We start from the raw sequence: 18460 nt of genomic DNA, 5'->3' as shown, positions 1-18460 counted from the left end.
CAGCAGTCGCCCAAACAAAAAGGGCGGCCTCTCGGCCGCCCTTTGCATTTCCGTTGAACAAAGTTACTCCGCCGCGAGCTTCACGTCCGGAGCTGCCGCACGGATCTCGGCGTCGACCTGGGCTTCGAACTTGGCGAAGTTCTTCTGGAACATGCCGACCAGTGCGCGGGCGGTCTTGTCGAACTCGTCCTTGTCCTTCCAGGTGTTGACCGGATTGAGAATCTCGCTCGGCACGCCCGGCAGCGCCGTTGGGACCGCGAAGCCGAAATACTTGTCGGTGCGGAATTCGACGTTGCGCAACGAACCGTCGAGCGCCGCGGTCAGCAGCGCCCGCGTCACCTTGATCGGCATGCGCGAGCCGACGCCATACTTGCCGCCGGTCCACCCCGTGTTGACCAGCCAGCAGTCGACATTGTGCTGGGCGATCAGGCCGCGCAGCATGTTGCCGTAGACGCTTGGGTCGAGCGGCAGGAATGGCGAGCCGAAGCAGGTCGAGAATTCCGGCTGCGGCTCGTTGCCGAGACCGCGCTCGGTGCCGGCAACCTTGGCGGTGTAGCCGGAGAGGAAGTGGTACATCGCCTGCGCCGGCGAGAGCTTGGCGATCGGCGGCAGCACGCCGAAGGCGTCGGCGGCGAGCATCACCACGTTCTTTGGCTGCGGCGCACGGCCGGTACGCGAGGCGTTCGGGATGAAGTCGAGCGGATAGGCCGAGCGCGTGTTCTCGGTCTTGGAGCCATCGTCGAAATCCACCACGCGGGTGTCCTCGTCGAGCACGCAGTTCTCAAGCACCGCGCCGAAGCGCGTCGAGGCGGCATAGATCTGAGGCTCGGCTTCCTTGGACAGCTTGATGCACTTGGCGTAGCAGCCGCCCTCGAAGTTGAAGACGCCGTTCGGGCCCCAGCCGTGCTCGTCGTCGCCGATCAGCGTGCGGTTGGGATCGGCCGACAGGGTGGTCTTGCCGGTGCCGGACAGGCCGAAGAAGATCGCGGCATCGCCATTGGCGCCGACATTGGCCGAGCAGTGCATCGGCATCACGCCGCGCTCGGGCAGGTAATAGTTCAGCGTGGTGAAGACCGACTTCTTCATCTCGCCGGCATAGTAGGAGCCGCCGATCAGCACGATCTTGCGGGCGAAATCGATCGCGACGACGTTCTCCGAACGCACGCCGTGACGTTTCGGATCGGCGCGGAAGCTCGGCATGTCGATGATGGTGAGCTCGGGCACGAAGCTCGACAGCTCGACGGCTTCGGGGCGGATCAGCAGCGTGCGGATGAACAGCGAGTGCCAGGCGAGCTCGGTGAAGACGCGGGTCTTGATGCGGTAGGCCGGGTCGGCGCCACCATAGAGGTCTTGCGCGAACAGCGTCTTGCCTTCGGCGTGCTTCAGGAAGTCCTGGTAGAGCGCCTCGAACTGCTCCGCGGTGATCGACTGATTGCCGGCCCACCACATCTTCTGGTCGGTGGTGGCATCACGCACCGTGAACTTGTCCTTCGGGCTGCGGCCGGTGAACTCGCCGGTGTCGGCGCACAGCGCACCGTCTGCAGACAGAACCGCTTCGCCCGCAGCTAGCGAATATTGATAAAGCTGCGGCGCGCCAAGATTCCAATGCACCTGCTTGAGCTTCTTTAAGCCGAATTTGTCGGCGCCGAAGGCACCGTTGCGCACGCCCGTCTCTTGCACGAAGAATCCTCCTAGAACCCGCGACACTCAGCGCGACCAAGTTTGGCGCCATCGCGGTCACCGTGAATAATAGGCCATCCGGCCTCGGCTGGGCGACCTAATAATGATGAACGCTGGCGTTGCCAAGCTGATCCCGCAGGAATTGGTTTATTCAAGGACCGCGCCAAACGTCGCGCATGTCAGCTCTGAGCAGGCGCATCAAAAATTCGCGGATGATCGCGCAACCAAACGCGCGATTCAGCGTTATCCGGTGTTTTTGCGACGCACAATCATGGGGGCAATCTACTGTACTGCACCTTCGCCGATGAGTGCGAACGGTGCCCAGATAGCGGGATATGCATTGCGCGGTGACGATCCGTCGTCGAGATAGGCCAGCATCGCGCGCCGCAAGGCTTCAGCGCGCCCCATTCCCGGTTCGCTCTTGAGCAAATCGAAAGTCGACGTGGTCAAGCGTGTGGCAGCTTCCGAGTCGACCGCCCAATGCGAGACCAGCAGTGCGCGGGCCCCGGCGTAGAAGAACGAGCGCGCCAATCCCGACAGCGCCTCGGCGCCCGGCCTGTCGCCGGCAATCGTATTGCACGCCGACAGCACCACCCAATCCGCATTGAGCTTGAGCGAAGCTACTTCGCTCGCGGTGAGCAGACCGTCGTCGAGCTCGGAGGCTGGTCGGGGATGGAGAGCGCGAGCGAAGGCTCGCCCAGTCCCTTGACGTCGCCGGCGACGAGGCCATGGGTTGCAAAATAGATGATGCTGTATTGAGCAAGCGCTGCGCGCTTGAGCGTCGTCTCGCTGGCATCGCGCCCGAGATGGATATCGGCTTCAGTCGCACCGACATCCTTCGCCACGGCATTGAGCTCGTCCGCGGTGTCGGGAAGCCGCGGCAGCGCTTGCGAAAGCCGTGCACGATCGACGCCCGCACCGCGCCAGAAGTCGGTATAGGCGACAGCCGCCAGACTGCGCGCCGCAACCTTTCCGCTTGCGCGACGGTCGGCCGTCCCGGCTTCGGCAGGGTTGAACACAGGATCGCCAAAGCCGGTCATCGGCTTGGCACCCTGATTGTTGCGTGCAAAGGCGCGCAGCGATTTTAGGCTGACCACCGACGGCAGGACAGAAACCGCCTGACGCCGCAACAGCCAGGCGGCGCTGCGATAACCTTCGAGCTTATCGGGAATGGCAGCTTGCGGCTTCTCCGTGACAAGCAAATGAAACGGCAATGCGGTCAACGCGCCGGAGGGCACCACCAGCAGGCTGCGCTTGTCCTTCGTCAACGCCTCGACCGGACCGAGCAGTGCGACATAGAGCTCGTTGGCGAGCGCAAGGTCGAACAATCCCGACTTGCCCGATGCATCGCGTGCCTTGCCGACATCGAGCCCTCGGCGGAAGGCGGACAATTTCAGCGCCAGCGAATCGGCACCGAGCGAAATTTCCTTCCAGTCGACGTCCTCGCGCGTGATCGCGATGACATAGCTCCGCTCGTCGACGACGGAATAGAGCACCATCGCCTCGTCGGCTGATAGCAATGCCTGAATATCCTTCGCCGTCAGCGGCAGCGGATTGGAGAGCGAGGCGTAGTCGGGGAATTCGACGGCGAGCGTCTTCTGCAAGCCTGAACGCTCGTTCGCGATTCCCACGAGCCGCGCGCGGCTGCGCTGCTCGGCGGCGACGTCGCGCTGGGTGGAGGGTTTCGACACCGCGGCAACGATGGCCTTGTCGAGCGTCTCGGCCTCAGCCGCAAGATCCTGATCGCTGCGCACGAGTTCGGCGAGCCGATCGCTGCCGGCGGCAGGCGCACCGCGAGCTTGTTGACGGCGAAGGCTGCGGAAGATTGCGTGCCGCGCTGGATCGCGGCGAGCGCATCGTCCAGGGACTTGTCCGCGGGCAACAGAGATTGCTCTCGCGCGGCGAACAGGATCGGCAGCACGACGCGTAACTGCGCGCGATTGTTGCGAAGCGTCTTTTCCGCGAACGGCAAAGCGTCGGCGGTGTTCCCGGACACGTACAGGAAATAGGCGAGATTTCCGGTCGAGGTCGCGACGTCAGGATGATCGGGCCCAAGCGCACGCTCGCGGATCGCCAGCGCGCGCCGATAGAGCGGCTCGGCCTCAGTGTAGCGGCGCTGATGCTCGTAGAGTCCGAAGATTGTTCAGGGAGCGCGCGACGTCGGGGTGATCCGGCCCCAGCACCTTTTCGCGAATCGCGAGCGAGCGCTTGATCGGCGCCTCGGCGTCCGCATAGCGATTCAGGTCGCGATCGAGCTGGCCGAGATTGTTGAGGAGCGTCGCGACCGCCGGATGCTCGGGGCCGCCGACCTTCTGGTAGATCGCGAGTGCCTGCCGGAACAGTGGCTCGGCGTCCGCATGGCGCTCCTGCTTCACATAGAACGTGGCGAGATTGTTGAGGGACTGGCCGACATCAGGGTGCTCGCGCGACAGCGACTTTTCGCGAATGGCGAGCGCGCGCTTGAACAACGGTTCGGCCTCGACAAAGCGGCTCTGCCGCTGGTCAAGCGCGGCGAGGTTGTTGAGCACTGGCGCGATCTCGACGCTGTCGAGACCGGCGCCCTTCTCCATCAGCGCGATGGCGCGCTTGTAGAGCGGCTCCGCCTGATCGTCGCGGCCCTGGTCTGCATATATCTGCGCGAGATTGTTGAGCGCCGCCGCGAGGTCGCGGCTGTTATTTGTCTTCTCGAGGTTCGCCACCATCGCCTGCGCCAGCGGCAGCGCCTCGGGATATTTGCCGGCGCTCCTGAGCGCGTTGATCCGCGCGCTCTGAGCAGAGAGATCACCCTTCTGGGCAAGGCCGGGCGTTGCCAGCGATGCGGCGAGCGCGAGCGCCAAGCCGGCGACCAGCGTCAAACGGCGACCTGTCATGAAACCTCTCGGCTGGCGACCGCCGGCCACGTCCGGCCGACACCGTGTTGGGTCGCAGCGATGCGCCGGGGCGTTCAATTTGTCGCAGCTACTCCGCCTTCGCCCGCGCTTCGCCCGCAAGCCTGACCAGCATCTTGCGCAATGCGGCGCCGCTGGTGACACGCTCCGGGAACTCCAGCCGCAGCACGGTCTGCGCTGTCTGCATATCGAGCCCTTCGGGATCGCAGCCGCTGCAGCGCCAGTTTCCCGCGGCACTATTGAGAAGCTTTGTCGCGTAGAGATTCATGGTGTCGCGGTGATCGGCATTCATGTGCGCGACGGCCGCCTCTTCCGCGTCCAGCAGGTCCTCGGCCCCGGCGAGATCCGTAAGGAACTGCTCCGGCTTGAGATCGATGATACGGCCGAAGCCCGCTACCAGATGGGTTCCCGTGGGTCGAATCCGAAAGAAGGAGAAATCGTTAAAAGAAACAAAGGCCTCCGCCGACGGATGAGCATTGAGATAGCGCCGCTGCAGCAATTCCCTTTCGGCATCGACCTGTTCGGCTCGGCCCGAGAGCATGATCCGGGCCCCCTCCAGGGGATCGCCGGGGGCGCGCTCGTCCAGCATCAGGGAGACCCTGGCGTCGGCGAGGATGTTCCTGGTGTGAACGGCGAGGCGCGAGATCAGCAGGATCGGAGCACCATCAGGATGGCTCGCCAGATTGACCAGCGAGCAATAGGGATCACCGCTGCCGGCCATCAGCGTTGCCAGGGCGCCCTGACGGGAACGCCGCAGCAGCGATTTGGCGAGCTTTGCGGGGTCGAAATCGGGGGTCGGTTGCATCGGCTTTCTCGGCTCGGGTGGTTGCAAGGGAGGCCTTTTTTCGGGTAAACGAGGGTCCGGTTATGGGTCGAAACACGGCAAATTTGCCGTGTTTCGTGGAACTTGGTCACACTTCAGCCCAGCTTGCATTGCTCGTTGACCTTGTCGAACCCCGAGTTCGGGACCCATGTATGCGGCGCATCACTGGATTGCTCGCCGTTTCAAGCCACGACCCAAAACGGAAAGCAGAAAGCAGAGGCTCATGCCCACAATCGCTTTGGTCGACGACGACCGCAACATTCTCACATCCGTCTCGATCGCGCTGGAAGCCGAAGGCTACCGCATCATGACTTACACCGACGGTGCCTCCGCGCTCGATGGTTTCCGCACCACTCAACCGGATCTTGCCATCCTCGACATCAAGATGCCGCGCATGGACGGCATGGAGACGCTGCGGCGGCTGCGGCAGAAGTCCGACCTGCCGGTGATTTTCCTCACCTCCAAGGATGAAGAGATCGACGAGTTGTTCGGCCTCAAGATGGGCGCCGATGATTTCATCCGCAAACCGTTCTCGCAGCGGCTTCTGGTCGAGCGCGTCAAGGCGGTGCTGCGCCGCTCAGCGCCGAAGGATCCGGCCGCCGTGCCGAAGGAGAACGACGCCAAGGCACTCGATCGCGGCCTGCTGCGCATGGATCCCGAGCGGCATACCTGCACCTGGAAGAACGAGCCGGTGACGCTGACGGTGACCGAATTCCTCATCCTCCAGGCCCTGGCAACGCGGCCCGGCGTGGTGAAGAGCCGCAACGCGCTGATGGACGCCGCCTATGACGATCAAGTCTATGTCGACGACCGCACCATCGACAGCCACATCAAGCGGCTGCGCAAGAAGTTCAAGGTGGTCGACAACGAGTTCGAGATGATCGAGACGCTGTACGGCGTCGGTTACCGTTTCAAGGAAGCCTAAAGGCGCGCACGCCTTCATGAATGCTGCAGGGCCCGTATCGGTTCTGATTCCATCAGGACCGATATGGTTCTAGGATGCGGGGCCCCCAATCGCACGAGCTGACCTAACGCGGGCGTAAGCATTGCTTGACCGAACGCAGCCTCATTCGAGCGTGAATGCCGAGGACGCCATCCACGGCGTGCCGGATCGTGCGGTCGAGGACAAGCCGCCCGCGCAAGGCTGGCGGCCGCTGAACTGGCTCAAGCGCGCCGGGCAGTTCTTCTTTGCTCTGTCGTTCTCGAGCCTGACCCGCCGCATCGTCTCGCTCAACCTCGCGGGCCTCGTCGCGCTGGTCGCGAGCATCCTGTATCTCTCGCAATTCCGCGCCGGCCTGATCGACGCCCGCGCGCAGAGCCTCCTGGTGCAGGCCGAAATCATCGCCGGTGCAATCGCGGCCTCCGCCACCGTGCAGACCAACGCCATCACCATCGATCCCGACCGGCTGCTCGACCTCAAGCCAGGCGAGACCTATGGTGGGTCGGACGAGTATTCGCCGCTGGATTTCCCGATCAATCCGGAGCGCGTGGCGCCGGTGCTGCGCACGCTGATCTCGCCGACCAAGACCCGCGCCCGCATCTACGATCCGAACGGCAGCCTGCTGCTCGACAGCCGCAACCTCGAGAACGTGCTGCGCCTCGATTTGCCGCCGCCCTCCGCCGAGAAGCCGAACATCGTCGAGCGCGGCATGGTCGCGGTGCGCACCTGGCTGAACCGCGGCGACCTGCCGCTCTACCGCGAGCTCGGGCCGGAGAACGGCAATGGCTATTCGGAGGTGGCCGATGCGCTCCAAGGCCAGAAGCGCTCGATGGTGCGGGTCAATTCGCGCGGCGAGGTGATCGTCTCGGTCGCAGTCCCCGTGCTGCGCTCACGCGCCATCCACGGCGCGCTGATGCTGTCGACACAGGGCGACGACATCGACCAGATGGTGACCGCCGAACGCCTCGCGATCCTGAAGGTGGGTGGCGTCGCGGCCGCAGTCATGATCATGCTGTCGCTGCTGCTCGCAAGCACGATCGCTGGTCCCGTGCGCCGGCTCGCCGACAGCGCCGAGCGCGTCCGCCGCCGCATCAAGACCCGCGTCGAGATTCCCGACTTCACCCGCCGCCGCGACGAGATCGGCCATCTCTCCGGCGCGCTCCGCGACATGACGAATGCGCTCTACAGCCGCATCGAGGCGATCGAGATGTTCGCCGCCGACGTGGCCCATGAGCTGAAGAATCCGCTGACCTCACTGCGCTCCGCGGTGGAGACGCTGCCGCTGGCGCGCAACGAGAACAGCCGCGGACGCCTGCTCGAGGTGATCGAGCATGACGTCAAGCGGCTGGACCGGCTGATCTCGGACATTTCCGATGCAAGCCGGCTCGATGCCGAGCTGCAGCGGCAGGATGCGATTCCGGTTGATCTCAGGCGCCTCTTGAGCACGCTGGTTTCGGTCGCCAACGAGACCAAGCTCGGCCACGACGTCGCGGTCGAGGCGCGCTTCGAGGGCCGTGGCCCGACCGACAACTTTTCAGTGCCCGGTCATGATTCACGGCTGGGACAGGTGGTCTCCAACCTGCTCTCCAACGCGCAATCCTTCTCCGAGCGCGGCAGCAAGGTGCGCCTCACCTGCCGCCGCGTGCGCGCCGAGATCGAGATCGTGATCGACGACGACGGCCCCGGCATCCGCGAGGACGCGCTGGAGCGCATCTTCGAGCGCTTCTACACCGACCGGCCGCATCAGGGCTTCGGCCAGAACTCCGGTCTCGGACTTTCGATCTCCAAGCAGATCATCGATGCACATGGCGGACGCATCTGGGCGGAGAACCGCGCAGGCCCGCCAGACGCCGACGGCGCCCCGACGGTTGCCGGCGCACGCTTCGTGGTGAGGTTGCCGGCGCTATGAGCGAAGACGGCCCGAGCGTTCACGCCTCCGCGGTCAAAGTGGGAAATTTGGCGGTGCTGATCCGCGGGCCTTCGGGCTCCGGCAAGTCGCGGCTTGCCTTTGATTTGATCATGACAGGGCGCAGCGGGGTGGTCGAAACGGCCGTTCTGGTCGGCGATGACCGTGTCCATCTGGCGACAGTCGGCAACGAAATTGAGGTCCGCCCTGCCCGCATGTTGGCCGGCCTGATCGAGATCCGTGGCCTCGGAATTCGCCGCTGCGACTTCGTGGAGCGTGCGACGGTCGGTCTCGTGGTCGATCTCGCCGCTCCGGACGCCGAACGCCTGCCACCGCCCGAGGCGCTCAAAACGCGCATTTTTGGTGTTGAAATACCGCGAATCCCGGTCGGCAGCGACCATTCGCCGCTGCCTTTGGTTGTCGCAGCCTTGACCACTACCAAAAGTTCATCTTCCGTTAACCCTTCGGGCGATTGTTTGAAGGGAAATGGTAACCATATGAACCCCACTATCGCGACCGAATAGACCGGCGCAGCTCCCCTCATCCATCCGTCTAGATTCAGGGAGATACGCAACATCCCCTCTTGCGCAGGGGCTCTGGATGGTCAAAGTGGCGCGTTCGTGCGGCGCACCAAGAGCGCCCGCGAGGAGTTTTCCGATGATTGGTCTAGTACTTGTGACCCACGGGCGCCTTGCCGACGAATTCAAGGCGGCGCTTGAACATGTCATGGGTCCGCAAAAGCAAATCGAAGCGATCACGATCGGCGCCGAGGATGATTCCGATCTCTGTCGAAGCGACATCATCGAGGCGGTTAACCGCGTCGATTCCGGCGACGGCGTTGCGATCCTCACCGACATGTTCGGCGGCACGCCCTCCAACTTGGCAATATCCTGCATGAGCCGGCCCAAGGTCGAAGTGCTCGCGGGCATCAACCTTCCCATGCTGGTGAAGCTCGCGAAGGTTCGCGAGGAGCGTTCGTTGCCGGACGCGATCGCGATGGCCCAGGAAGCGGGCCGCAAATACGTCACCATCGCCAGCCGCGTGCTCGCCGGCAAATGAGCGACGACGCGCCGCTCGGAAACCAGGCCGGGACAGGCGTGCCCGCGGGAGCGATCTCCAAAGAGCTTCTGATCATCAACAAGCGCGGCCTGCACGCCCGCGCCTCCGCAAAATTCGTTCAGACCGTCGAGCGCTTCGACGCGCAGGTGTGGGTGACGCGCGGCGGCGAGACCGTCGGCGGCACCTCGATCATGGGCCTGATGATGCTCGCTGCCGGCCCCGGCACCACCATCACCGTGGCGGCCGCCGGCACCGACGCTGAAGCTGCACTCGCAGCGATTACCGAACTCGTCGAGAGCAAGTTCAACGAGGAAGGGACGTAGCCCGTGCTGGGCTGCGCGCCCTCGCCCCGCTTGCGGGGAGAGGTGAAGGCGTCACTTCGCCGGCGGCGCGATGTAGACGTTCCAGGTCATTGCCGGGCCGGCCTTGCCGTGGGTGAAGCGCCGTGTCGTCATCACCATGCGCTCGGCATTCGGCGCGGTTTCCGACATCCATTTCTCGAACGCAGGCAGGCGAGGATCGGTCGTATCGAACACGCCGATGAAGCCCTCCTTCTTGACGTCCTCCAGCGAGGTCAGCCCCGAGCTCCAGGCTTCGTTCGGCGTGAACGGGCTCGGATGATCCTGGCTGTAGAACACCATCGGCTGGATGGTTTCCATGGTGCCGGCGACCACCGGCCAGCGCGAGGCGAAACGGGTATGCCAGGCGTGCGTCAATTCGCGCGCAAGCTCCGAGCGCGCGCCATAGGTCGCCGTGTTGCCGGCATTGGCGGCCATCTCGCGCGTTGCAATCCATGGCGAGGCGGCGAGCGTCGCGACGCTGAGCACGAGCCAGATCGCGGCGATGTTGAACAGGCTTGCGCCCTGCACCCGCAGCGCAGGGATGGCGACCAGCGCCAGCGGCACCAGGAAAAACAGCGATATGCCCCAATCGGTCTTCAGGTAGACGCTGAAGGCGAGCGCGCCGAGCGGCGGGCCGAGCGCGACGATGATCTGGATGATCCAGACATTCAGCGCCTGCGAACGGTCGACGCCGGAATTGGCGCCGCGCGCCCAGGCCCGTGTGACAATGCGCAAGGGCGCGCGCAGGAGCAGCGTGAACCACGGCGGCACCAGCGCGATGGCGAGCGCAGCCAGCGCGACCGGCAAGGCCAGCAGCGCGACGTTGTGCAGGACGTAGCCGAACACGAGCTGCCGCACGTAGCTCTCGTGTCCTTCGAGACTATAGGTATCCCCCGCATAGGTCAGCGGGACGAAATGCGCTTCCGCCAGCCAGATGATGTGCGGGATCATCGCGACGAGAAGCGTCGCGATCGCAACCCAGGGCGCCGGCGAACGCAGGAACTTCAGCCGCTCCGGATGGAGCAGCGCCGCAAGCCCGATGGCGCCGATCATGGTCAGCACCCAATACTTGGTCATCAGCGCCAGCGCACCGGCAAGCCCGAGAAAGAATCCGGACTGCCAGCTCCGCTTCTCGAACGCGTTGAGATAGGCGAGCACGACGAGCGGCAGGGTGACGAGTTGCAGCAGGTCCGCGTTGTACTTGAACCCCTTGAAATTGAAGATCGGGTAGAGCGCGACCATCACCACGACCAGGAACGCGCGCCTGGCGTCCACCACGCGCAGTGCGACGAGCCAGCAGATCACCATGCCGACGCTGACGGTCGCCATCGCGAGCGCGTAGGTCGCCCAGTCCGTCGCCGGGAACGCCTTGAACCAGAGGCCGGCGATCCAGCCCGACAGCGGCGGGTGCTTGCCGTAGCCGAACAGGAATTTCTGGCCCCAGGCATAGGCTTCTGCGACGTCCATATGAACGTCCTGTGCCGCCTTGAGATTGATCAGGATGAAGGTCCAGAGCACCGCATGCAGGATGGCAAGCTGGATCACCAGCCACAGGCTGGCCTCGGGGCGGGTCGCGCAGGCAACCAGCCAGGCTTTGAAGCGGCCAAAGCTCACCCGGGTCTTCGCGCGCGCTCTGGCAGATGGGATCGAGGTCGTCGACATGGGCCGTTGCGTAGCGCGTTTTGAGCCCTCGTGGAATCAGCTTGGCGTGAAGAAAGGCCCTGAAAATACAGCAATATGGTTGCCGCACGGGGATGTGAGTGGTATCCCGCGCCCATGACGACCGTCCCCATTTCCAACATCCGCAATTTCTCCATCGTCGCCCATATCGACCATGGCAAATCGACGCTGGCCGACCGCCTGATCCAGATGACCGGTGGCCTGTCCGACCGCGAAATGGCGGGCAAGGAGCAGGTGCTCGATTCCATGGATATCGAGCGCGAACGCGGCATCACCATCAAGGCGCAGACCGTTCGGCTCTCGTACCGCGCCAAGGACGGCAAGGATTACATCTTCAACCTGATGGACACGCCCGGCCATGTCGACTTCGCCTATGAGGTCTCGCGGTCGCTGGCGGCCTGCGAGGGTTCCCTGCTGGTGGTCGACGCCAGCCAGGGCGTCGAGGCGCAGACGCTCGCCAATGTCTACCAGGCGCTCGACAACAACCACGAGATCGTTCCGGTCCTGAACAAGGTCGACCTGCCCGCCGCCGAGCCTGAGAAGATCAAGCAGCAGATCGAGGACGTCATCGGCATCGATGCGTCCGACGCGGTGATGATCTCGGCCAAGACCGGCCTCGGGGTGCCTGATGTGCTGGAAGCCATCGTCACCCGCCTGCCGCCGCCGAAGGGCGACCGCGACGCGACGCTGAAGGCGCTGCTGGTGGATAGCTGGTACGACGTCTATCTCGGCGTCGTCGTGCTCGTGCGCATCGTCGACGGCGTGATGAAGAAGGGCCAGCGCGTCCGCATGATGGGCACCGGCGCGGCCTATGACGTCGAGCGCGTCGGCTTCTTCACGCCGAAGATGCAGCAGGTCGAGGAGCTCGGCCCCGGCGAGATCGGCTTCATCACCGCCGCGATCAAGGAGGTCGCCGACACCCGCGTCGGCGACACCATCACGGACGACAGGAAGCCCGTTGCCGACATGCTGCCCGGCTTCAAGCCGGCGATCCCGGTGGTGTTCTGCGGCCTGTTCCCGGTCGATGCTGACGACTTCGAGACGCTGCGCGCCGCGATGGGCAAGCTCAGGCTCAACGACGCCAGCTTCTCCTTCGAGATGGAGACCTCGGCCGCGCTGGGCTTCGGCTTCCGCTGCGGCTTCCTCGGGCTGCTGCATCTGGAGATCATCCAGGAGCGGCTGTCGCGCGAGTTCGATCTCAATCTGATCGCGACCGCGCCGAGCGTCATCTACAAGATGAAGCTGACCGACGGCACCGAGATCGAGATCCACAATCCCGTCGACATGCCCGACGTGGTCAAGATCGCGGAGATCGACGAACCCTGGATCGAGGCCACGATCCTCACCCCGGACGAGTATCTCGGCAGCGTGCTGAAGCTGTGTCAGGACCGCCGCGGCTCGCAGAAGGAGCTCACTTACGTCGGCTCCCGCGCAATGGTGAAATACGACTTGCCGCTCAACGAGGTCGTGTTCGACTTCTACGACCGCCTGAAATCGGTCTCCAAGGGCTACGCCTCGTTCGACTATCATCTCACCGACTACAAGCCGGCCGATCTCGTCAAGATGCAGATCCTGGTCAACGGCGAGCCGGTCGATGCGCTCTCCATGCTGGTGCATCGCACCCGCGCGGAAGGCCGCGGCCGCGCCATGGTCGAGAAGATGAAGGAGCTGATCCCGCCGCACATGTTCCAGATCCCGATCCAGGCGGCGATCGGCGGCAAGGTGATCGCCCGCGAGACCGTGCGCGCGCTGCGCAAGGACGTCACCGCAAAGTGCTACGGCGGCGACATCACGCGTAAGCGCAAGCTTCTGGAAAAGCAGAAGGAAGGCAAGAAGAAGATGCGGCAGTTCGGCAAGGTCGACATCCCGCAGGAAGCCTTCATTGCCGCGCTGAAGGTGGATAGCTGAGGCGAAGACTGAAAGCCACCTGAAGCGCGACGGAATCAGGTCCGGTCCGAGATTTTCGCGACCGGACTGCAAGAATCTCGAAAACAACCCCATGCACAGTAGCCGGCGACTTGTCGGCATTACGTTTTTTCGATTTTGCGAAACCCCATTTGACACGTCGGGCAAAACACCGGCAGGATGCCCATCCTCGCGGCTCGTGGGCCCGGTGGGCTTTGCGAACCCGCCGAAACGGCGCAGTCGGCAAGAGCGACATTCCGCAAAGGGGCTCTCCTTGCCGCGCCAAATTATGCTGCAGGCATATACGGCGGTGCGCACTGGCGCTCTTTCCATATCCCAGACAAACCTCGGTCAGTGCGGCTGACGCGTTTCAACTTAGCTGCAATGACCGTGAGAGCCCGTTTGGCGCCGCAGTCCGATCCATCGTAGAATATTGGTGGGTTGGTGGGCCATGTGCGGGCCATGGTGCAAGAGCGGGTTCGAGTCGAGCGTAGATTATCGGCGATCTTGGCCGCCGACGTGGCTGGCTATTCTCGGCTCATGCACAATGACGAAGAGGCGACCCACGCCAAGCTGACGGCACTCCTCGCCGGAGGTGTCGAGCCCGCGATTGCGCAGCACGGCGGCCGCATCGTGAAGAACACCGGCGACGGGTTTTTGGCGGAGTTTCCAAGCGCGGTCGAAGCGGTGCGGGCTGCCATGCAGTTCCAGTCCCGCATCAACGAGCTTACCAGCGACGATGCGGAAGACAGGCGCATTCTCTTCCGTGTGGGGCTCAATATCGGCGACATCATCGTCGAAGCCCATGACATCTTTGGAGACGGCGTCAACATTGCGGCGCGGCTCGAGAGCATCGCCGAACCCGGCGGCATCTGTATCTCTCAGACTGTCTTCAATCACGCGCGCGATAAGGTACCTTTCGACGTCGAGGAAGCGGGCGAGCAAACTCTGAAAAACATCGCCCGGCCTGTCCACGTTTACCGCATCATCATCGACCCCGCCCCGCGGACTGCGACGCCCAAACGCGAGATTCCCGCGCTCGCGTTGCCTGACAAACCGTCCGTCGCCGTGCTGCCGCTGACCAATATGAGCGGCGACCCCGAGCAGGAATTCGTGTCCGACGGTATAGCCGAAGATGTGATCACGGCGCTATCGCGCTATCCCTCACTGTTCGTCATCGCTCGGAACTCGTCGTTCACCTACAAGGGGCGAGCGGTTGATGTGAGACAGGTCGGGCGCGAGCTCGGCGTCCGCTACGTGCTTGAAGGCAGCGTGCGCAAGGCCGGCGGTCGGATCCGCGTGACCGCGCAGCTCATAGAGGCGGCGACCAGCAATCATGTGTGGGCCGAGCGCTACGACCGCGATCTCGCGGATGTTTTCGCCGTGCAGGATGAGCTTACCGAGGCGCTGACGACTGCGCTCGCCCCCGCCATTGCAGACGCCGAGCTCCGACGCGCCATGCGCAGGCCGCCGGGGAGCCTTGATGCCTGGGCAGCCTATCAGCGCGGCCTGTGGCATCTGAGCAAAGCGACCGCAGACGACGATGAGATCGCAGAGCAATTCTTCAGACAGGCGATCGATCTCGACCCGACCTTCGGCGGCAGCTACAGCGCGCTCGCGCTCTATCAACTGCAAGCGGCCGCGCTCTACCAGAAGATAGGCCTGCGAGACGCGCAACGCTCGGCGGAGGCCTTGGCCCGCCGGGCGGTCGCGCTCGATGGCGCCGATGCGGAAGCCCGTTCGTGCCTTGGCTGGGCCTTGCAAGCACGCGGCGAGGCTGACGATGCGTTGGCGGAGATCGAGCGGGCTCTCTCCATGAGTCCAAATCTGGCGATCGCGCATGGCCATCGAGGCGCGACGCTGATCTTTGCTGAACGGCCCGAGGAGGGGGTCACGGCTCTCAAGGCGTGCATCAGGCTCGATCCCCGCGACCCCTATCTGGCAGTCCGCTTGTTGCACATTGCGTGCGGCTTATATTTCTGCGGCGAATACGCGGCTTCGATCGAGGCCGCAAAACGTCTGATCCGGTCGTATCCCGATTTTCCGATGATCTACCGCTGGTTCGCGGCGGCGCTGGGCCAGCTTGGCCGCACGGCGGAAGCGAGGGAAGAGCTGGAAAAGGCCGTGTCGCGTGCACCGGGGGCATTCGACATGTATGTCCGCAACAGGGCTCCGTGGTTTCGGCCAGAGGACCACGCACATCTCATCGACGGTCTGCGTAAGGCCGGATGGAGGGGGTGAGGCTGCATTGAACTTCGGGTCATCCGTCCTGCTTTGCAGCGAGCTTTGCCGCAGAACCGGCCTATCAGCGATGAGACGCCAGCCAACCAATGATCTTCGGCCAGATACGCGCGTAAGCTTCCCGCCCCAAAAGAATTCCGAGGTGCTGCAATGCAATGCCGATTTCGCCGGGGTATTTGATGAGCGCGACATCCTTGGCAGGCAACGCATCGAGGAAAGGTTCAATCGAGGCGAGCGGTGCAACGTCGTCTGCCGTGTTGACCACCGCGAGCATCGGGATATCGAGACATGATGGACCAATCGTGTGACCCAGCACGGTGAGGTCGCCGCGGCAGAACCGGTTTTCCCGATACAGCCATTCAGCAATCTGATGGACCAGCTTGCCCGGAAGCGGAGTCTCGTCCAGAGCCCAGCGCTCAACCCGCGCATGGACATCCAGCGCACGCAAGTCGCCAAGGCTCATTGCTGCATCCGTCAACCGATGCCATACGAACGTATCGGGGGAGGCGAATGCGCTTGCATGCGACAACAGCGAGCCCGGGATGATGTCCGTTTCACTCAGGTCGGGCGGGATCATTGAAACAAGCGCATCGCGAAATCTGTTCGTCGCCGGTTGAAAGCAAAGCGGCGCACCGAGAAGCAATAGACCGCGCACGGCTCGCGGTTCGCATGCACAGAAGACTGCCGCTAACGTCCCGCCAAGCGAATGGCCGATCAGGAAGGGCTTTGTCGATTTCGGCTCGGTTGCGATCCTCGCCACACATTCGGATATGGCTCTTGCGCATTCATCGAGCCCGACATGTCCTCCTGATGCTGTCGGTGCAATCCATTCGAGGAGGTATATGCGCAGGTCATGGTTCAAACAGTTCCGGATGACGCTGAGGTTTGGCCCGAGATCCCAAATATAGGGCCGCTTGATTGGAGCAGCGACAATGAGCAGCGGTGGCTCTCGGCCGCCATAGTCGCGCAGCCGCCAATGATCTCCACTGGCAAGTATCCGATGCTTCAGTTCGGCAGGATCAAATCCGATAGCTCCCAGGGCATGGCCCTGTACTCGACGCATGAGATCAAGGGCCGCAAATTGGGCCTGTCGTAACGATTCCACCCGGCCCGCTCCTTGGAGTTTTGTCGGCTTAACTCGGCCGCTCGAGGGGCGTTCCTGGCTTAGGAGAACATGTCGCAGCGCTAGTCACCGTTCTATCGCCGCGGACATTGATCCTAACGACCTCCAGCTCAGATGGCCCATGGCGAAAGACCTGAATCAAAGTCGCAGCAATCAAAGTCGCAGTGTCCATTCAACTTAGCCGGCCGCAGTTTGCCCAAGACGTTCGCCTTGTGGTGGAAGGCGAAAAGGGCACGGATGATGACGAAGAGGGAGAGGCCGCCGACTGAGGCGGCCTCTTGGTGGAGATCTTGAGCCTCGCTGAACTCAGCCACTCGTCAGTGTTGGCGCTGCTTTCGCGCGCCCGGAACAGAAGGCCCCTACTTTTGTTCAATCGTCCTGAGAGCTCAAAGGAGAAGGGATATGATCGCTAACAGACTTATGATCTTGGGCGCGGTGCTCGCCTTCAGCGCCACCTCCGTTTATGCCGGTCCCTGCAACACGGCGAGCCGCGATGCAGGATCGGGGAAGGTCCCGGGCTACACGGGACAAACCACCGGTTCCACAGCAACTGATTCCAAGCAGCAACCGCCGACATCTTCGATGAGCAAAGCCTCGGAGAACACCGCAACGTCGTCGGAAGACGCGCAGCGGCAGATGCAGAGCCAGCCCACCGCTGCCGAGCAATCAACGGCGGCCAAGCCTGCACCCTCCGCGCAGGCGCCGGATCGGACGGCAGGCACGACGGAGCAGACCCGTCCAGCGCCCACCGAACAATCAAAGAAGGCGACGGCCGGTGCGGCCGAGCCCGCACCGTCCGAGAAAAAGGTGACGGCGGCCGAGCAGGACTGCGAGTAAGCGCGAGGATAATGGTTTGACGGAGGGAGCATATCGAGGGCTGGCCGAACGCCTTGGCCCTCGATCGGCGCCCGGAGCAAAATCGCGCGCCGAAACGGCCAGCATCGCCCGATTCATTTACTGCGTCGGCAGAACCAAAGCGCGAGATCCGGCTGCATTCATCGAGAATATCTCTTCGATTTCGAGACGCATGGTATCGCGGCATTCGCACGCCGCCGCTGCGAGCCGCGACGGGTCGATCTCGATTTCGCCGCGCCGTTCAGATCTGATCGCTCCGGAAGCGCGCAGATTGCGCATCAGGAGCGTCACCGTCGTTCGTCGCACACCCAGTATCTGCGAAAGTGCCTCCTGGGTAAGCGGGAGGACGTCGTCGTCGATGCAGTCGCGAAGCTGGAGCAGCCAGCGTGCCATGCGGGCTTGCACCGGATGCAGCGCATTGCAGGCCCCGCCGACTTGAAACTGTATCAGCATCGCCTTGAAGTGAATCTGGACTGCGTGGCGGATCGCGGGGCTCCGGCTGAAGGCCGTGTGGAATCGCGATGCCGGAATCCGCGAAGCGGTGCCCGCAGCACGAACGACGGCGGTAACGGCCGTGTGGGACGGCCCCAGCACGGACAGAGTGCCGACCGCTCCCTCGCGCCCTATTGCAGCGCTGGCGACCGTCTGCCCGTTCGCCATGTCGACCATCACCGAAATGGCGCCGCTATGAGGGAAGAAGACGTGCTCGGTCTGGTCACCCGCGCGCGAGACGACCGCATCGCGATCGAGCGGGACCATCTCCAGCTCGGGTGCCAGCAGATCGAGGTCGGCCGCCGGGAGTGCAGCCAGAAGTCGGTTACCAACTCCGCTGGGAAGCGTCACTGTGGCCCGCCGCGAACCATCCGCCGCAGCGCATTTCGAATGGCATAGGGCGGCAGGTTCAAACTTTGTTTAAATCCGCCGACGCTACGCGCTCCGAAATCCAGTTCAGCCACGGAAGCTCTCAATCTCAAAAATAAACTCCAAACACGGGCGATCGAGGCGACTTTTTGTCTCGC

General features: G+C 63.5%; 13 protein-coding genes and 1 pseudogene. 8 read left to right on the top strand and 6 right to left on the bottom strand.

What is annotated here, in order from left to right; genetic code table 11:
* Positions 1–63 precede the first annotated feature (63 nt).
* The 3 genes and pseudogenes from MTR72_RS35695 to MTR72_RS35685 form a co-directional block, all read right to left on the bottom strand.
* Complete coding sequence (locus MTR72_RS35695; RefSeq protein WP_280967948.1) at positions 64–1680, bottom strand: phosphoenolpyruvate carboxykinase; 1617 nt, start codon at positions 1678–1680, stop codon at positions 64–66.
* A gap of 282 nt (positions 1681–1962) precedes the next feature.
* Positions 1963–4550, bottom strand: a pseudogene (locus MTR72_RS35690) (CHAT domain-containing tetratricopeptide repeat protein).
* 88 nt (positions 4551–4638) lie between these two features.
* The gene (locus MTR72_RS35685) at positions 4639–5373 is read right to left on the bottom strand and encodes a HugZ family pyridoxamine 5'-phosphate oxidase (protein ID WP_341512008.1); all 735 of its coding nucleotides are present in this window, start codon (positions 5371–5373) and stop codon (positions 4639–4641) included.
* A 241-nt stretch (positions 5374–5614) separates the two neighbouring features.
* On the opposite strand from MTR72_RS35685, the gene MTR72_RS35680 reads away from it, so the two are divergent.
* The 5 genes from MTR72_RS35680 (at position 5615) to MTR72_RS35660 (ending at position 9619) form a co-directional block, all read left to right on the top strand.
* Positions 5615–6316, top strand: coding sequence for a response regulator transcription factor (locus MTR72_RS35680; RefSeq protein WP_280967946.1), 702 nt, complete (start codon positions 5615–5617; stop codon positions 6314–6316).
* Between the two features lie 121 nt (positions 6317–6437).
* The gene (locus tag MTR72_RS35675) at positions 6438–8240 is read left to right on the top strand and encodes a sensor histidine kinase (protein WP_280967945.1); all 1803 of its coding nucleotides are present in this window, start codon (positions 6438–6440) and stop codon (positions 8238–8240) included.
* Positions 8237–8761: an HPr kinase/phosphorylase gene (locus MTR72_RS35670; protein ID WP_280967944.1), complete on the top strand. Its 525-nt coding sequence runs from the start codon at positions 8237–8239 to the stop codon at positions 8759–8761. The genes MTR72_RS35675 and MTR72_RS35670 overlap by 4 nt, the downstream gene beginning before the upstream one ends.
* A gap of 133 nt (positions 8762–8894) precedes the next feature.
* On the top strand, positions 8895–9296 hold the full coding sequence (locus MTR72_RS35665) for a PTS sugar transporter subunit IIA (RefSeq protein WP_024339151.1): 402 nt from the start codon (positions 8895–8897) through the stop codon (positions 9294–9296).
* Positions 9293–9619 carry an HPr family phosphocarrier protein gene (locus tag MTR72_RS35660; RefSeq protein ID WP_280967943.1) on the top strand — a complete coding sequence of 109 codons (327 nt, stop codon included), beginning with the start codon at positions 9293–9295 and terminating at the stop codon, positions 9617–9619. Before MTR72_RS35665 ends, MTR72_RS35660 begins: the two co-directional genes overlap by 4 nt.
* Before the next feature lie 51 nt (positions 9620–9670).
* On the opposite strand, the gene MTR72_RS35655 is transcribed toward MTR72_RS35660, so the two are convergent.
* A complete protein-coding gene (locus MTR72_RS35655) occupies positions 9671–11299 on the bottom strand; it encodes a glycosyltransferase family 39 protein (protein ID WP_280967942.1) in 1629 nt (542 codons plus the stop codon).
* A 114-nt stretch (positions 11300–11413) separates the two neighbouring features.
* Here MTR72_RS35655 and lepA point away from each other — a divergent pair, with 114 nt between their 5' ends.
* Together lepA and MTR72_RS35645 are read left to right on the top strand one after the other, a co-directional pair.
* Entirely contained in the window at positions 11414–13225 is a 1812-nt protein-coding gene (gene lepA / locus MTR72_RS35650) for a translation elongation factor 4 (protein ID WP_280967941.1), read from the top strand.
* A 504-nt stretch (positions 13226–13729) separates the two neighbouring features.
* Positions 13730–15463 carry an adenylate/guanylate cyclase domain-containing protein gene (locus MTR72_RS35645; protein ID WP_280967940.1) on the top strand — a complete coding sequence of 578 codons (1734 nt, stop codon included), beginning with the start codon at positions 13730–13732 and terminating at the stop codon, positions 15461–15463.
* 64 nt (positions 15464–15527) lie between these two features.
* On the opposite strand, the gene MTR72_RS35640 is transcribed toward MTR72_RS35645, so the two are convergent.
* The gene (locus MTR72_RS35640; RefSeq protein ID WP_341512007.1) at positions 15528–16568 is read right to left on the bottom strand and encodes an alpha/beta fold hydrolase; all 1041 of its coding nucleotides are present in this window, start codon (positions 16566–16568) and stop codon (positions 15528–15530) included.
* A 420-nt stretch (positions 16569–16988) separates the two neighbouring features.
* Here MTR72_RS35640 and MTR72_RS35635 point away from each other — a divergent pair, with 420 nt between their 5' ends.
* Complete coding sequence (locus MTR72_RS35635; protein WP_280967938.1) at positions 16989–17423, top strand: hypothetical protein; 435 nt, start codon at positions 16989–16991, stop codon at positions 17421–17423.
* A gap of 117 nt (positions 17424–17540) precedes the next feature.
* Here the strand turns inward: MTR72_RS35635 and MTR72_RS35630 are convergent, their stop codons facing one another.
* Positions 17541–18284, bottom strand: coding sequence for a Crp/Fnr family transcriptional regulator (locus tag MTR72_RS35630; RefSeq protein WP_445819670.1), 744 nt, complete (start codon positions 18282–18284; stop codon positions 17541–17543).
* Between the last annotated feature and the right edge of the window lie 176 nt (positions 18285–18460).

The organism is Bradyrhizobium sp. ISRA442, assembly GCF_038085055.1.
In the GTDB taxonomy this organism is placed as follows: Bacteria; Pseudomonadota; Alphaproteobacteria; order Rhizobiales; family Xanthobacteraceae; genus Bradyrhizobium.
The sequence above is the reverse complement of the archived record's forward strand: the minus strand, read 5'-3'. Positions and strand labels throughout refer to the sequence as shown.